The 14,293-nt window shown below is 58.6% G+C and carries 16 protein-coding genes; 8 read left to right on the top strand and 8 right to left on the bottom strand.

What is annotated here, in order from left to right; genetic code table 11:
* Positions 1 to 101: 101 nt before the first annotated feature.
* On the bottom strand, positions 102 to 1,301 hold the full coding sequence (gene tyrS / locus BBI10_RS20110; protein WP_065991369.1) for a tyrosine--tRNA ligase: 1,200 nt from the start codon (positions 1,299 to 1,301) through the stop codon (positions 102 to 104).
* 211 nt (positions 1,302 to 1,512) lie between these two features.
* On the opposite strand from tyrS, the gene BBI10_RS20105 reads away from it, so the two are divergent.
* Together BBI10_RS20105 and BBI10_RS20100 are read left to right on the top strand one after the other, a co-directional pair.
* Complete coding sequence (locus BBI10_RS20105) at positions 1,513 to 2,946, top strand: peptidoglycan DD-metalloendopeptidase family protein (RefSeq protein WP_065991368.1); 1,434 nt, start codon at positions 1,513 to 1,515, stop codon at positions 2,944 to 2,946.
* A 3-nt stretch (positions 2,947 to 2,949) separates the two neighbouring features.
* A complete protein-coding gene (locus BBI10_RS20100) occupies positions 2,950 to 4,041 on the top strand; it encodes an anhydro-N-acetylmuramic acid kinase (protein WP_065991367.1) in 1,092 nt (363 codons plus the stop codon).
* Positions 4,042 to 4,103: 62 nt separating this feature from the next.
* Here the strand turns inward: BBI10_RS20100 and erpA are convergent, their stop codons facing one another.
* Together erpA and argC are read right to left on the bottom strand one after the other, a co-directional pair.
* Positions 4,104 to 4,454 (bottom strand): iron-sulfur cluster insertion protein ErpA, encoded by a 351-nt coding sequence (gene erpA / locus BBI10_RS20095; protein WP_065991366.1) that lies wholly within the window; start codon positions 4,452 to 4,454, stop codon positions 4,104 to 4,106.
* A gap of 176 nt (positions 4,455 to 4,630) precedes the next feature.
* Positions 4,631 to 5,665 carry an N-acetyl-gamma-glutamyl-phosphate reductase gene (gene argC / locus BBI10_RS20090; RefSeq protein WP_065991365.1) on the bottom strand — a complete coding sequence of 345 codons (1,035 nt, stop codon included), beginning with the start codon at positions 5,663 to 5,665 and terminating at the stop codon, positions 4,631 to 4,633.
* Between the two features lie 133 nt (positions 5,666 to 5,798).
* Between argC and hemJ the strand changes: the two genes are divergently transcribed.
* From hemJ to coq7, 5 genes are all read left to right on the top strand, one after another.
* The gene (gene hemJ, locus BBI10_RS20085; protein WP_065991364.1) at positions 5,799 to 6,224 is read left to right on the top strand and encodes a protoporphyrinogen oxidase HemJ; all 426 of its coding nucleotides are present in this window, start codon (positions 5,799 to 5,801) and stop codon (positions 6,222 to 6,224) included.
* A gap of 44 nt (positions 6,225 to 6,268) precedes the next feature.
* The gene (locus BBI10_RS20080; protein WP_065991363.1) at positions 6,269 to 7,183 is read left to right on the top strand and encodes a DUF805 domain-containing protein; all 915 of its coding nucleotides are present in this window, start codon (positions 6,269 to 6,271) and stop codon (positions 7,181 to 7,183) included.
* A gap of 55 nt (positions 7,184 to 7,238) precedes the next feature.
* Positions 7,239 to 8,024: an SDR family NAD(P)-dependent oxidoreductase gene (locus BBI10_RS20075; protein WP_065991362.1), complete on the top strand. Its 786-nt coding sequence runs from the start codon at positions 7,239 to 7,241 to the stop codon at positions 8,022 to 8,024.
* 86 nt (positions 8,025 to 8,110) lie between these two features.
* Positions 8,111 to 8,449, top strand: a complete 339-nt coding sequence (locus tag BBI10_RS20070; RefSeq protein WP_065991361.1) for a histidine triad nucleotide-binding protein — start codon at positions 8,111 to 8,113, stop codon at positions 8,447 to 8,449.
* A gap of 125 nt (positions 8,450 to 8,574) precedes the next feature.
* Positions 8,575 to 9,222 (top strand): 2-polyprenyl-3-methyl-6-methoxy-1,4-benzoquinone monooxygenase, encoded by a 648-nt coding sequence (gene coq7, locus BBI10_RS20065; protein ID WP_065991360.1) that lies wholly within the window; start codon positions 8,575 to 8,577, stop codon positions 9,220 to 9,222.
* A 104-nt stretch (positions 9,223 to 9,326) separates the two neighbouring features.
* Here the strand turns inward: coq7 and speD are convergent, their stop codons facing one another.
* Positions 9,327 to 10,121 carry an adenosylmethionine decarboxylase gene (speD, locus tag BBI10_RS20060; protein ID WP_065991359.1) on the bottom strand — a complete coding sequence of 265 codons (795 nt, stop codon included), beginning with the start codon at positions 10,119 to 10,121 and terminating at the stop codon, positions 9,327 to 9,329.
* A 235-nt stretch (positions 10,122 to 10,356) separates the two neighbouring features.
* Positions 10,357 to 10,779, bottom strand: coding sequence for an OsmC family protein (locus BBI10_RS20055; protein ID WP_037019202.1), 423 nt, complete (start codon positions 10,777 to 10,779; stop codon positions 10,357 to 10,359).
* Positions 10,780 to 10,985: 206 nt separating this feature from the next.
* On the opposite strand from BBI10_RS20055, the gene crp reads away from it, so the two are divergent.
* Positions 10,986 to 11,630, top strand: a complete 645-nt coding sequence (gene crp / locus BBI10_RS20050; protein WP_065991358.1) for a cAMP-activated global transcriptional regulator CRP — start codon at positions 10,986 to 10,988, stop codon at positions 11,628 to 11,630.
* A gap of 28 nt (positions 11,631 to 11,658) precedes the next feature.
* On the opposite strand, the gene BBI10_RS20045 is transcribed toward crp, so the two are convergent.
* From BBI10_RS20045 to trpD, 3 genes are read right to left on the bottom strand one after another with little or no spacing between them, the layout of a single operon-like run.
* Entirely contained in the window at positions 11,659 to 12,354 is a 696-nt protein-coding gene (locus BBI10_RS20045; protein ID WP_065991357.1) for a lipoate--protein ligase family protein, read from the bottom strand.
* A gap of 49 nt (positions 12,355 to 12,403) precedes the next feature.
* Positions 12,404 to 13,240: an indole-3-glycerol phosphate synthase TrpC gene (gene trpC / locus BBI10_RS20040; RefSeq protein WP_065991356.1), complete on the bottom strand. Its 837-nt coding sequence runs from the start codon at positions 13,238 to 13,240 to the stop codon at positions 12,404 to 12,406.
* A complete protein-coding gene (trpD, locus tag BBI10_RS20035; RefSeq protein ID WP_065991386.1) occupies positions 13,237 to 14,286 on the bottom strand; it encodes an anthranilate phosphoribosyltransferase in 1,050 nt (349 codons plus the stop codon). Before trpD ends, trpC begins: the two co-directional genes overlap by 4 nt.
* Between the last annotated feature and the right edge of the window lie 7 nt (positions 14,287 to 14,293).

Genomic DNA, 14,293 nt, shown 5'->3' with positions numbered 1-14,293 from the left:
GTCCAACTCTTTGATTATCAAGGAGTTTTCCGTTTCGTCTGCGCCGGAAGTGGGGCGAATTATAGACAGATCCAGAGGGGCGTCAAGCACTTATTTGAACTTTATTCCGAACGAAGTGTAATCCGGCCGAACGCCTTCTTGCCGGCCTGACATACATGGGTCGCGCCCAGCCTGAATACAAACCCGCGATCCACAACTTCACCATCTATACGCACGCCGCCAGATGCCAACAGGTCGCGAGCGACCGCAGCGTTCTTAACCAGCCCCGCCTTATTGAGGACGGCAGCAATCGGCATGTCTTCGGCTGCAGCGACATCAATCTCCGGGAGATCCTCCGGAAGCTCCCCATCCTTCATACGGTTTCCAGCAGAACGATGGGCAGACGCCGCAGCTTCTTCACCGTGGAAGCGCGCAACGATCTCTTCGGCCAGCTTGATCTTGATGTCACGTGGATTGGCGCCCGCCTCGCAACCCGCTTTAAAAGCAGCGATCTCTTCCATGGAGCGGAAGCTCAGCAGCTCAAAGTAACGCCACATCAGCGCATCAGGGATGGAGACGAGCTTGCTGTACATAATGCCGGGCGCTTCCTGGATACCTACATAGTTACCCAACGACTTGGACATCTTCTTGACGCCGTCCAATCCTTCCAGCAATGGCATCGTGAGAACACACTGAGCCTCCTGACCATATGCACGCTGCAGCTCGCGCCCCATCAGCAAGTTGAATTTCTGATCGGTCCCGCCCAGCTCAACGTCGGCGCGCAAAGCAACCGAGTCGTAACCCTGGACCAGCGGATAAAGGAATTCGTGGATGGCGATGGACTGGTTCGACTTGTAACGTTTGTCGAAGTCATCACGCTCCAGCATGCGCGCTACGGTGTACTGGGAAGAGAGTCGGATGAAGTCTGCAGGACTGAGTTGATCCATCCAGGTGGAATTGAACGCCACCTCGGTTTTGGCCGGATCAAGAATCTTGAACACCTGAGCCTTGTAGGTCTCGGCGTAGTCGAGCACTTGCTCGCGGGTAAGCGGGGGACGGGTGGCACTCTTGCCACTCGGATCACCAATCATGCCGGTGAAGTCGCCGATCAGGAAAATCACCTGATGACCAAGATCCTGGAATTGACGCAGCTTATTAATAAGCACCGTGTGCCCGAGGTGAAGGTCGGGCGCGGTCGGATCAAAACCGGCCTTGATGCGAAGTGGCTGCCCACGCTTGAGCTTTGTGACCAGCTCGGCCTCGACCAGGAGTTCATCTGCACCACGCTTGATCAGCGCTAGCTGCTCTTCAACCGACTTCATAACCGCCCCGTAATGCCGTATTTCAAAGGGAAACAACCATACAAGATCAGCGCCCAAATACAAGTTCTGACAATAGGAGCGCGACGAATCGCGGAGCGAGCCGATCGCAAGCTTGCCTCAGGCGAGATTTGGTTATATTTTATACAGTTATTTCATCTTCATCATGTCATTCATCTTTTCCATCTCATCTTTTTCAAAGTCAAAATTACCTATGACCGACACTCCGCCTAAAGCGCCACCGCTTTATCCGAAGAGCCACCTGCTCGCAGCCAGCGGCATCGCCGCACTGCTTAGCCTGGCTCTCCTCGTATTCCCATCCAGCGACGTCGAAGCCAAACGAACCAACCTTGCTCTGGAACTGGACACACCTGCCGACCAGATCAAGCAAGAACAAGACGCTCAAGAACAGACTCAAGCCACAGAGGCACCCGTAGATTCTCCCTTCGCCCAGATCGAAGGTGATGCGGCTGAACCGGCTGATGCCGCGAAGACAGCAAGTGACACCAAGGCCGCCCCGAAAGAGGTTGCTACTGCCAAAGGCCCGACGCACCGGGAAGTGGTGGTCTCAAAGGGCGATACGCTGTCGACGTTGTTCAGCAAAGTCGGCCTGCCTGCGACGGCGGTGCACGACGTTATTGCCAGCGACAAACAAGCCAAGCAGTTCAGTCAACTGAAAAATGGCCAGGTGCTACAATTCGAGCTCTCGCCTGAGGGCAATCTCAAGCAGTTGCACAGCAAGCTGAGCGAGACAGAAAGCATCAGTTTGTCTCGCACAGACAAGGGCTATACGTTTAGCCGTGACGTGAGCAAACCTAATGTACGCACGGCCTATGTGCATGGCACGATCAACAACTCACTGTCGCAATCCGCCCAGCGCGCAGGCCTCAGCCATACGATGACAATGGAGATGGCAAACATCTTCGGGTACGACGTCGACTTCACCCAGGATATCCGCAAGGGCGACGAATTCGATGTGATTTACGAGCAGAAGGTTGTCAACGGCAAGACGGTCAGTACAGGCAATATACTTTCGGCTCGCTTCGTAAACCGTGGCAAAACCTACACCGCTGTGCGGTATACGAACAAACAGGGCAACACCAACTATTACACTGCGGACGGCAACAGCATGCGTAAGGCATTCATCCGTACGCCGGTCGAATTCGCCCGCATCAGCTCACTGTTCTCATCCGGTCGCAAACACCCGATCCTGAACAAGATTCGCGCCCACCAAGGCATCGACTACGCTGCACCTCGTGGCACCCCAATCAAGGCGACCGGCGATGGCAAAGTCATTCTTGCCGGACGGCGCGGCGGTTATGGCAATACCGTGATCATTCAGCACGGTGAAACCTACCGGACGCTGTACGGCCACATGCAGGGTTTTGCCAAGGGCATTCAGTCCGGATCCAGCGTCAAGCAGGGCCAGGTCATTGGCTATATTGGAACCACTGGCCTGTCCACGGGTCCTCATGTTCATTACGAGTTCCAGGTAAATGGCGTTCATGTCGACCCGCTGGGGCAGAAGCTGCCGATGGCTGATCCGATCGCCAAGTCCGAAAAACAGCGGTTCATGCAGGAGAGCCAACCTTTGATGGCTCGCATGGACCAGGAAAAGGCCACCATGCTGGCCTCGAGTAAGCGCTGACCCATGACTTTATATGTAGGTGTAATGTCCGGAAGCAGTCTGGACGGACTCGACTTCGCGCTGGTAGAACAGGATGACCGACCACGTTTGCTCGGCACCTACTACATTCCCATGCCGGACGACCTTCGCGCCGAACTGCTGGGGCTCTGCGCCAGCGGCCCGGACGAGTTGGCCCGTGCCGGCATCGCCGAGCAGAAATGGGTTCGTCTCGCTGCTCAAGGCGTGCTGGCCCTGCTGGACCAGCAGAGCGTGTCAGCCGGTGAAATCCGCGCGATCGGCAGTCACGGTCAGACGATTCGTCATGAGCCGGCCCGCGGCTTCACCATCCAGATTGGCAACCCTGCCCTGCTCGCCGAGCTAACGGGCATCACCGTGGTCAGCGACTTCCGCAAGCGCGATATCGCCGCAGGTGGCCAGGGGGCGCCGCTGGTTCCCGCTTTCCATGAAGCGTTGTTCGACGATAACAAAGACTACCGCGCCGTGCTCAACGTCGGTGGTTTCAGCAACCTCAGCCTGATCGAAATCGACAAACCGGTTTCCGGCTTCGACTCAGGGCCAGGCAATGTGCTGCTGGACGCCTGGATTCAGGCACAGCGGGGCGTGAGCTATGACCGCGATGGCGCGTGGGGCGCGAGCGGGACAGTCAATGATGCGCTGCTGAAGTCCATGCTCAGTGATCAGTTCTTTCAAACGAAGGGTCCTAAGAGCACGGGTCGTGAAGTATTCAACCTTGGCTGGGTTCACCACCATCTGTTCCAGATGCCAACGCTGAGACCCGAAGATGTGCAAGCAACACTGCTCGAAGTCACCGCATTGAGCATTACCGAGTCCCTGCAATCGGCACAGGCGCAGACCAAAGAACTGCTGGTCTGCGGCGGCGGCGCTCACAACAAGGCGTTGATGGATCGGCTGGCGGCGCTACTGCCGGCAACAAAGGTTTCTAGCACTGCAGAGTTCGGCGTTGATCCTGATTGGGTCGAAGCGATGGCGTTTGCCTGGCTTGCCCATTGCGCGCTGGAGAGCGTACCCGCCAACCGTCCAAGCGTGACGGGGGCCAAAGGCCTGCGAGTGCTGGGCGCGATCTACCCGGCCTGACCCAACGCCCACCATGCAAAACGCCGCGCAAATGCGCGGCGTTTTTGTGTGTATCGCCGGGATCAGATCGAGAACGAAGAGCCACAGCCACAGGTAGTCGCGGCATTGGGGTTCTTGATCACGAAGCGAGAGCCTTCCAGCCCCTCCTGATAATCCACCTCCGCACCTGCCAGGTACTGGAAGCTCATAGGGTCGACCACCAGACTGACGCCCTCGCGCTCGACGATGGTGTCATCATCGGCGACGTCTTCGTCAAAGGTGAAGCCGTACTGGAAACCGGAACAACCGCCACCGGTCACGAAGACACGGAGCTTCAGGCGATCATTACCCTCTTCATCGACCAGAGTTTTCACCTTATGCGCGGCACCGTGGGTGAATTCCAAAGCCACTGGGGTAAAGGATTCAACGCTCATGTTCAAAATCTCCCGGCGCTAAGCCGTCATAATGCGTAATGACGCGCATTATCCGCTTCTCCTAGAAAATTGGTCAACTATTGTGACGGCAGCCACAGGTCGCAAGCGACAAGCCGCAAAAAACAGCAGCTATCACCAGCGAGTTGAGACTTGCCGCTTGAGGCCTGAAGCCGCTATTACGGCAACATCCCCGCATGGGACAGGCCTAGGCGTTCATCAAGGCCAAACATGATGTTCATGTTCTGCACGGCCTGGCCCGAAGCGCCTTTGACCAGATTGTCGATGACCGACAGCACCACCACCAAATCCCCGTCCTGTGGCCGATGCACGGCCATGCGGCACACATTGGCGCCACGTACGCTCCGGGTTTCCGGATGGCTTCCGGCGGGCATCACGTCGACGAAAGGCTCATTGGCATAGCGCTTTTCGAACAACGCCTGCAGATCGACCGACCTGTCGACAACGGTTGCGTACAACGTGGCGTGAATCCCACGGATCATCGGCGTCAGGTGCGGCACGAACGTCAGCCCGATATCGCCATCTGCAGCACGGCGTAGCCCTTGAGTGATTTCGGGGAGATGGCGATGGCCTTTAACGGCATAGGCCTTGAAGCTCTCGCTGGTTTCGGAATACAGCGAGCCCACACTGGCGCCGCGACCTGCACCACTGACACCCGATTTGCAGTCCGCGATCAGGCGCAATGGATCAGCGAGGCCCGCTTCGAGCAGTGGCAGAAAACCCAACTGAGTGGCGGTCGGATAGCAGCCAGGCACTGCAATCAGGCGCGCGCCCTTGATGTGCTCGCGATTGACTTCCGGCAGGCCGTAAACCGCTTCGTCGAGCAATTCGGGCGCGCCGTGGGGCTGGTTGTACCACTTGGCCCACTCGACCGGGTCTTGCAGACGGAAGTCAGCGGAGAGGTCGATGACCTTGGTGCCCGCGGCGAGCAACTCGCCCGCCAGCGCATGTGCGACACCGTGGGGCGTTGCGAAGAACACCACATCGCACGCGCCCAGCACTTTGACGTCCGGCACGCTGAACGCCAGGCCGTCATAGTGACCACGCAGGTTGGGATACATGTCAGCGACAGGCAAACCTGCTTCGGAGCGCGAGGTGATCGCAACCACTTCAGCCTCTGGGTGTTGCGCCAGAAGACGCAGCAACTCGACGCCGGTGTAACCCGTACCGCCGACGATACCGACCTTGACCATAACCTGCCCCTCAACGAAACCAGTGGAAAGCCGCTGATCATATGGGTCGATTGCCGATGGGACAACCGCGAACGTGACGTACGGGCGCGGAAGCCACTACTATTTGGCACCGTGTCCCTGGAAACAAACCAAAATGCTCTATCTCTGGATTAAAGCGCTGCACATCATTGCAATGGTGTGCTGGTTCGCAGCCCTGTTCTATCTGCCGCGATTGTTCGTCTATCACGCCATGAGCGAAGACTCCGTAAGCCGCGAGCGTTTCTGCACCATGGAACGCAAGTTGTACCGCGGGATCATGATGCCCTCGATGATCGCTACCCTGGTATTCGGTATCTGGCTGATCGTTCTCGCACCGGGTTTCCTGCAGCAAGGCTGGTTGCATGCCAAGCTCACCCTCGTTGTCCTGTTGATTGGTTACCACCACGTGTGCGGCGCGCAGGTCAAACGTTTCGCGCGCGGCGAACCTGGTCGCAGCCATGTGTTCTATCGCTGGTTCAACGAGGTACCCGTGTTGATTTTGCTGGCTGTGGTCATTCTGGTCGTCGTCAAACCGTTCTGACGCGCATTGCACATATCGTATGAACTCAAGACAAGGAAGCCAGCATGGCGGAGCACTTCAAGATCGTTTTCGAGGGACAGCTGCGAACAGGCGTTGAGCTGGAGACAGCGCGCCAGAACCTGGCGCAGCTGTTCAAGACTGAGGTGTCCGGCGTTGATCGTCTCTTCACCGGCAAACCCGTGACCATCAAGCGAAGCCTGACGCGGGACGACGCGCAGCGTTATCTCGCGGCGTTGAACGATGCAGGTGTCGAGGGCCGTATCGAGCCCGAGGAGCCCGTGTCATTGAGGCTTGAGGACGTGGTCGAAGATACTCCACAGCGTCCGGCTTTCGAACCTGCGGCCTCGCCCTACGCACCGCCGCGCACGCCGGCCGCACAAAACTGGCCCGCCGTAGGCGACTTGAAGGTGTTCTCCATTCGGGGGCGAATCGGCCGTCTGCGCTACCTGGCGTGGAGTCTGGCGCTGGTGGCCGTCGGCCTGCTGGTCGCTGCCGTGTGCGTCGGCGTTCTCAGCGTTTCGCTGGTGGCGGGCGGACTGCTCGGCACCGTTGCCCTCGTCGCGTTCGTGGTTGTCAGCATCCAGATCGGCGCCCAGCGTTTGCACGACGCCGGTTGGTCAGCCTGGTTGCTGTTGCTGAATCTGGTGCCGGTGGTGGGCAGCTTCTTTCCGATCCTGATGATGGCAGTCCCTGGCAACACGGGCCCGAATCGGTATGGTCCGCCGCCGCCCGGCAACACACCGCGCGTCAAGGTCCTCGCCATTCTGTGGCTCGCGGTGCTGGCGCTGGCCTTAGTGGCCGGGATGATGGGTGGTCTGAACACTGTTCAGGAGCAGGTCGAAGCCACCACCAGCGAATACGAGCAAGCGCTGCCTTACGACGATGACGCGGAACAACCGGTCGTTCCCGTTGATCCTGTCGATAGTGGTGACTCGTCCGACAGCAACGACGACCAATAACTATCTGGCAGCAAGGACGCTGTCTCAATACAAGCTGCAAACACTGGAGAATTGCATGACCCGTTATGCCATGGTCACAGGTGCATCCAGCGGTATTGGCCTGGCGATGGCCGAAGCGCTCGCCCGCCGGGGTCGCAACCTTATTCTCGTGGCCAGGCACCGGGAGATGCTCGAGAGCATCGCCATCGAGTTCACCCAACGCTTTGGTGTCGAGGTGCTGTTCCGTGCCTGCGATCTGGGTGAGCCGCTGCGCCTCTCGGGCTTTCTGCTTGAACTCGAGGAAGGCTCGCGAAGCATCGACTTGCTGGTTAACTGCGCTGGCATCGGCAACAGCGGGCCCTTTCTCGCTCAAGAGTGGGCGCAAGAGCAGGACCTGCTCGACCTTAATGTGCTCGCGTTGACGCGTCTCTGTCACACGGTTGGCAACCTGATGGCGGTGCAAGGCGGCGGCCAGATACTCAACGTTGCGTCGATCATGGGCTTTCAGCCGGGACCATGGATGAGCACCTATGCGGCGAGCAAAGCGTACGTCCTGCATTTTTCCGAAGGGCTTCGCGAGGAGCTGCACAAGACCGGCGTGAAGATTTCGGTGTTGTGCCCCGGTCCGACGCGCACAGCGTTTTTCCGCACCGCACAACTGGATGCCGGCAAGTTTACGCACGACGACCACATGACCGCCGAGGAGGTCGCGCTGTACACGGTACGCGCGCTCGACAAGAACCGTGCGGTGATCATCCCGGGTTGGCGAAACAGGCTACTGACACGCCTGCCGCGCTTTGCCAGTCGCTGGATGACGCGAAAGCTCTGGGGCTCGATGCTCAAATCTCGTACGTCAGTCTGACGGGGCACATCGCAACAAACGTCTGGGCGTGAACCGGGACGCTCAGTACACTGCCTTCATCCCCCTCGAAACGGAGCAAGAAGGCTGTGGATACTTTGTTTACCAAGATCATCAATCGGGAAATCCCGGCGAAGATCATCTACGAAGATGATCAAGTGCTGGCCTTTCACGACATCGCCCCCCAGGCGCCTGTGCATTTTCTGGTTATCCCGAAGAAGCCGATTGCCACCCTCAACGACGTGACTGAAGACGATAAGGGCCTGCTGGGCCACATTCTGTTCACGGCCCAGCGCCTGGCAAAAGAACTGGGTTGCGAGGACGGCTTCCGCGTAGTCATGAACACCAACGAAAAAGGCGGTCAGACCGTCTATCACATCCATATGCACGTGCTGGGTCAGCGCCAGATGAACTGGCCGCCGGGCTGAGTCATCCTCTCCGGTCTTCGTCGACCTGCCGGACGCGCGCCAACGCCCCGGCGGGCTGACACCGGACAAGCCCGGTTACACCGTTTGAGGTAGACTGACCGCCGTGGATTTACCCGGAGGCGCCCATGGCTACCGAACGTCACTACTCCCCTATCGACCGTTTCCTGCTTCAAGCCGACGCAGCGATGAAGACGCTGCTGCCCGTCAGCGCGCACGCACATCGTCCTTCGCCTGCCATCGTTCAACCCGACGTCAAGATGAATGAGTCCGACACCCGGCATGTCGCAGGGCTCATGCGCATCAATCACACTGGCGAAGTCTGTGCTCAGGCGTTGTATCAGGGGCAGGCACTCACCGCGAAACTGCCTCAGGTGCGCAAAGCCATGGAGCACGCCGCCGAGGAAGAAATCGACCATCTGGTGTGGTGCGAGCAACGCATTCATCAGTTGGGCAGTCATACCAGTGTGCTCAACCCATTGTTCTACGGTGCTTCGTTTGGCATCGGCGCAGTGGCTGGCTTGATCAGCGATCGAATCAGCCTGGGCTTCGTTGCCGCGACGGAAGATCAGGTGTGCAAACACTTGAATGAGCATTTGGAGCAATTGCCAGTCGAGGATGAGAAGTCGCGGGCGATTCTCGAACAGATGCGCGCCGACGAGGAGCATCACGCAGAAAGCGCGATCGAGGCAGGCGGTTTCCGCTTCCCGGCGCCGGTGAAGTTTGGCATGAGCCTGTTGGCAAAAATAATGACCAAAACCACCTACAGGATCTGATCGAATCTGCGGTCGGCCGGCTTTTATCAGCGAACAAAGCTGCCACGAAAGACCGGAAACAAAGAAGGCGCCTGAACAGGCGCCTTTTTTGTATCACTGAGACCTTAGACCGGCATGTTGCGGCCGTAGAAGATTTCAAGCATCTCGTGCTTCACGCGGCCGGTCACCTGCTCGCGCTGTTCAGCGGAGAGATTGCTGGTGGCGTCGCCGAACAGGTAGTTGTCCAGCTCGAACTGCTTGAGCAGCATTTTGGTGTGGAACAGGTTTTCCTGGTACACGTTCACGTCAGTCATCTGGTAGCTGTCGCGCGTGTCGTCGGAAAGGTAATTCTGGATCGAGTTGATCTCGTGGTCGATGAAGTGCTTCTTGCCTTCGACGTCACGGGTAAAGCCGCGCACGCGATAGTCGACGGTCACGATGTCGGACTCAAACTTGTGGATCAGGTAATTCAGCGCTTTCAACGGGGAAATCACGCCGCAGGTCGACACATCGATGTCCACACGGAACGTGGCGATGCCGTCAACGGGGTGGATTTCAGGGTAGGTATGAACCGTGATGTGGCTCTTGTCCAGGTGCGCGAGAATGGTTTCCGGCAGCGGACCCGGCGATTCTTCGATCTGGCTGTCAGTCGGCGTGACCGGCTGCTCGGAGATCAGAATGGTCACACTGGCGCCTTGTGGATCGTAGTCCTGACGCGCGATGTTCAGGATGTTCGCGCCAATGATATCGACGACATCGGTGAGAATCCGCGTCAGGCGTTCGGCATCGTACACACTGTTGATGTACTCGACGTAGGCCTGCTGGTCCTGCGGGGTTTCCGCATAGCAGATGTCATAGATGTTGAAGCTCAAGGTCTTGGTCAGGTTATTGAACCCGTGGAACTTGAGTTTGCTTTTCACCGTTAAAAACTCTCTATATGGGTGCGGCGCTGGCCGCGTGATCAAGCATGCCCGTCAACTGAGCCCGGCTCAGCTGCGTAGGACGGTTAACACCTCTTCGCGTTGGCGATTTTGGTTGTCTGGTCGGAGGCGAGCCGGCTACCCGGCGGTCGCGCCCTGAAAAAGGGGCGCATTATGCAGACGTCAGAAGTCGCATGCCATAGCCTGCACCGCTTTTGTGAAAATTGAGCGTTGCTCAACCCAGTTCGATGATCTCGTAGTCGTGGGTGATTTCGACGCCGGCATTACCCAGCATGATCGACGCCGAGCAGTATTTCTCGGCGGACAGCTCGATCGCACGTTTGACCTGCGTCTCTTTGAGGCCGCGCCCTTTAACCACGAAGTGCAAATGGATCTTGGTGAACACCTTGGGATCTTCGTTGGCGCGCTCGGCTTCCAGGAACGCCTCACAACTCTCGATGGGCTGACGGGCTTTCTTGAGAATGCTGACCACGTCGTAATTGCTGCAGCCACCCAGGCCAATCAGCACCATTTCCATCGGGCGAACACCCAGATTGCGACCGCCGCTTTCTGGCGGGCCATCCATCACAACCACATGGCCGCTGCCGGACTCACCGAGGAACATCGCCTCACCCGCCCATTGAATACGCGCTTTCATCACCGGACTCCAATGCTTGAAAAATGGCGGCCAGCTTAGCACAGGGCCCTGCCGTCGCTGAGTGGACGGGACATGCCCGGCAACGACCGAAATGTAGGAAGTGTCTGAAAAATTGGCTAATTGCCGCTGTTGAACTGCGTCAAATGGCAACTACTGCCGATACCTCTAAGAATGCCTAAGGGCGCAGTTTTTTACGGGATACAGCCATGCTCGCCGTGCAGCCTCCGAACAAGATGAAAATCGCCGACAAACTGCTGCCGCACGCCCAGCGGCGACGATGCCTGGCGAAGACCAATATCCTCTGCGCAGGCGAAGAATCGGATTCGCTGTACCTGCTCATCAAGGGCTCGGTGACGATCCTGATCGAAGACAACGAAGGTCGCGAGATGATCGTGGCCTATCTCAATACCGGGGACTTTTTTGGCGAACTGGGACTTTTCGAGCAGACGGCCGCCGGTGCCCACCGCAGCGCCTGGGTGCGCGCCAAAACCGAATGTGAAGTGGCCGAGATCAGCTACGCCAAGTTCCGCGAGCTCAGTCAGCAGGATCCCGAATTGATGTACGCCATCGGTGCGCAAATCGCCGAGCGTCTGCGCAACACCACCCGCAAGGTGGGCGATCTGGCGTTTCTGGACGTCACTGGCCGCGTTGCCCGCAGCCTGCTCGATCTGTGCAAGCAGCCTGACGCGATGACCCACCCCGATGGCATGCAGATCAAAATCACCCGCCAAGAGATTGGCCGTATCGTAGGGTGTTCGCGGGAGATGGTTGGTCGTGTGCTCAAATCGCTCGAAGAGCAAAACCTGGTGCATGTCCGGGGCAAAACCATGGTGGTTTTCGGCACCCGTTAACACACGGACCGGGGTATTGGCAGGTGAGTCAGATTCCGGCCAGCAGGCGTGTATAGCGTTCACTCAAACGGCCAAGAAAATCCGGCGCGTCGAACAGCTCATGCAGAGCGATATGGCTTTGCGCTTCGCACCGCGCATCGAGTTCACAGGTTTCATTGAAGCGATTGACTGCGTTGACCATCTCAACGCGCTCGTCATCCAGCAGCATCGCGGCATGGGCCAACACCACCGGCCGCTTGCCACCCTGACTCTGCCGCCAGCGCTGCGCAGTACCCACCATCTTGCGAGCGTTGAGGTTGACGTTGAAACGGCCATCGCAGAAGGCCCCTTCGACTTCGCCCAAGGATGCAGCGCCACCCAGCTCACTCAGCGTATCGAGGATCGGCTGACACAGGCGCATGTAGGCGTTCTCGATGCGGTCGCGATCCAGATCGGTGTCCGGCTGCACATACACAAGCGCCACGTTGACCGTCGAGGGCGATTGCGGCACGGGCTCGCCGCCACTTTCACGCAACAGCACAGGCCAGCCACTGTCGGCGAGCGTTTCGCTGGCTTCAGTGAAGCCGGGAAGACGGCTCAACCGCCTTGGCATGACCAGCGCGCGGGCGGTAGGCCGCCAGAACAGCAAACCGCTCTCGGCGTGCCCATCACACACTGACGCCAGCAGATCCTGCTCGGCCTTGAGGCCGGCTTCAACGCACATTGCCAAGAGCTGAAGGGTCATGCTGCCTCCTGACGTGAGTGGCGACGGCTTTCTGGCCTACACCGGTGGATCAGTCCAAACCGCCGGACTTGATCGCGGTGCCTTTCTCCGGGAAGAACAGCCGCTGCAATTCCACACCCGGCTTCTCGGCGCGCATGAATGCCTCGCCCACCAAGAAGGAATAAACGTCGTTGATCTCCATCAGCTCGACATCGGCGCGGTTGAGAATCCCGCTTTCCGTGATGACCAGGCGATCACGGGGGATGCGCGGCAGCAGATCGAGCGTGGTTTCCAGACTGACGTCGAACGTGTGCAGATTGCGGTTGTTGACGCCCACCAGCGGAGTGTCGAGGGTTTTCAATGCCCGCTCCAGCTCGTCGCCATCGTGGACTTCTACCAGCACATCGAGGCCGACACCTTTGGCGACTGAGGCCAGCTCTGCCATCTTCACATCATCCAGCGCCGAAACGATCAGCAGGATGCAGTCGGCCCCCAATGCCCGCGCTTCGACGATCTGATACGGGTCGATCATGAAGTCCTTGCGGATCACCGGCAGCGAACACGTCGCCCGGGCCTGCTTCAAATACTCATCAGCGCCCTGGAAGAAATCGACGTCGGTCAGCACAGAAAGACAGGTGGCCCCGCCTGCTTCGTAGCTAGTGGCAATCTCCGCAGGATGAAAGTTTTCGCGGATTACGCCCTTGCTCGGCGACGCCTTCTTGATTTCTGCAATGACGGCCGGCTGCTTGCGCTTGGCCTGGGCAATCATCGCGGCAGCAAACCCACGCGGTGCATCGGCTGCTTTCGCCAGAGTTTCCAATTCGGCGAGGCTGACACTGGCACGGCGCGCAGCGACTTCCTCGACCTTTCGGGCCAGAATCTTTTCCAAAACCGTCGGCACACTCATTCTTCATTCTCCTGCTTGAATACCGCGGTAAAGGCACCCAGTTCTTCCAGCTTTTCGCGGGCCAGGCCCGTGTGTAATGCGTCGTGGGCCAACGCCACGCCTTCTTTCAATGACGAAGCATGATCAGCCGCGTAAAGCGCTGCGCCGGCGTTCAGCACGATCATTTCGGCGGCTTTCTGGCCGTGCTCGGACTTGCGCCGACCCAGCGCGTCACGAATCAATTCCAGCGACTGCGCCGGGCTGTCGACCACCAGACCGAACAGGCTCTGGCTATTCATGCCCAGATCTTCCGGCTGTACCCAGTATTCGGTCACTTCGCCGTTCTTCAGTTCCGCGACAAAGGTCGGCGCGGCGATGCTGAATTCGTCCAGGCCATCCTGGGAATGCACCACCAGCACGTGTTTGCTGCCCATGCGCAGCAGCACCTCGGCCAATGGCCGGCACAGCGCCTGACTGAATACGCCGACCACCTGGTGCTTGACGCCCGCCGGGTTAGTCAGTGGACCGAGCATGTTGAACAGTGTGCGCAGGCCCAGTTCCTTGCGTGGCCCTGCGGCGTGTTTCATCGCGCCGTGGTGGGTTTGCGCGAACATAAAACCGATGCCGACGCTGTCAATGCAGCGCGCCACTTGCACCGGGGTCAGGTTCAGGTAGACGCCTGCGGCTTCCAGCAGATCGGCGCTGCCACTCTTGCCGGAGACCGCGCGATTGCCGTGCTTGGCGACTGTGCAACCGGCCGCCGCGATCACGAACGAGGCAGCGGTCGAGACATTGAATATGTTGGCACCATCGCCACCGGTACCGACGATGTCGACCACGCCGTCGAGGGTTTTGAGTTGAACCTGATCCGCCAGCTCACGCATGACCGACACTGCACCAACGATCTCGTCAATGCTTTCGCTTTTCATGCGCATGCCCATCAGAAATGCGCCGATCTGCGCCTGGGTGCACTGGCCTGTCATGATTTCGCGCATGACCTCGCGCATTTCATCGGTGCTCAGGTCCAGTTGATTCACAACCCGGCCCAGCGCCGTTTTGATATCCATTGCCATG

Origin of the sequence: Pseudomonas graminis (genome assembly GCF_001705435.1) — a bacterium.
Taxonomy (GTDB): domain Bacteria; phylum Pseudomonadota; class Gammaproteobacteria; order Pseudomonadales; family Pseudomonadaceae; genus Aquipseudomonas; species Aquipseudomonas graminis_B.
This window is presented reverse-complemented; position numbering and strand designations above follow the sequence as displayed.

Coding starts and splice junctions, on each gene's coding strand:
- tyrS (WP_065991369.1), bottom strand. CDS start 1,301: ATGAAGTCGGTTGAAGAGCAGCTAGCGCTGATCAAGCGTGGTGCAGAT.
- BBI10_RS20105 (WP_065991368.1), top strand. CDS start 1,513: ATGACCGACACTCCGCCTAAAGCGCCACCGCTTTATCCGAAGAGCCAC.
- BBI10_RS20100 (WP_065991367.1), top strand. CDS start 2,950: ATGACTTTATATGTAGGTGTAATGTCCGGAAGCAGTCTGGACGGACTC.
- erpA (WP_065991366.1), bottom strand. CDS start 4,454: ATGAGCGTTGAATCCTTTACCCCAGTGGCTTTGGAATTCACCCACGGT.
- argC (WP_065991365.1), bottom strand. CDS start 5,665: ATGGTCAAGGTCGGTATCGTCGGCGGTACGGGTTACACCGGCGTCGAG.
- hemJ (WP_065991364.1), top strand. CDS start 5,799: ATGCTCTATCTCTGGATTAAAGCGCTGCACATCATTGCAATGGTGTGC.
- BBI10_RS20080 (WP_065991363.1), top strand. CDS start 6,269: ATGGCGGAGCACTTCAAGATCGTTTTCGAGGGACAGCTGCGAACAGGC.
- BBI10_RS20075 (WP_065991362.1), top strand. CDS start 7,239: ATGACCCGTTATGCCATGGTCACAGGTGCATCCAGCGGTATTGGCCTG.
- coq7 (WP_065991360.1), top strand. CDS start 8,575: ATGGCTACCGAACGTCACTACTCCCCTATCGACCGTTTCCTGCTTCAA.
- BBI10_RS20055 (WP_037019202.1), bottom strand. CDS start 10,779: ATGAAAGCGCGTATTCAATGGGCGGGTGAGGCGATGTTCCTCGGTGAG.
- crp (WP_065991358.1), top strand. CDS start 10,986: ATGCTCGCCGTGCAGCCTCCGAACAAGATGAAAATCGCCGACAAACTG.
- BBI10_RS20045 (WP_065991357.1), bottom strand. CDS start 12,354: ATGACCCTTCAGCTCTTGGCAATGTGCGTTGAAGCCGGCCTCAAGGCC.
- trpC (WP_065991356.1), bottom strand. CDS start 13,240: ATGAGTGTGCCGACGGTTTTGGAAAAGATTCTGGCCCGAAAGGTCGAG.
- trpD (WP_065991386.1), bottom strand. CDS start 14,286: ATGGATATCAAAACGGCGCTGGGCCGGGTTGTGAATCAACTGGACCTG.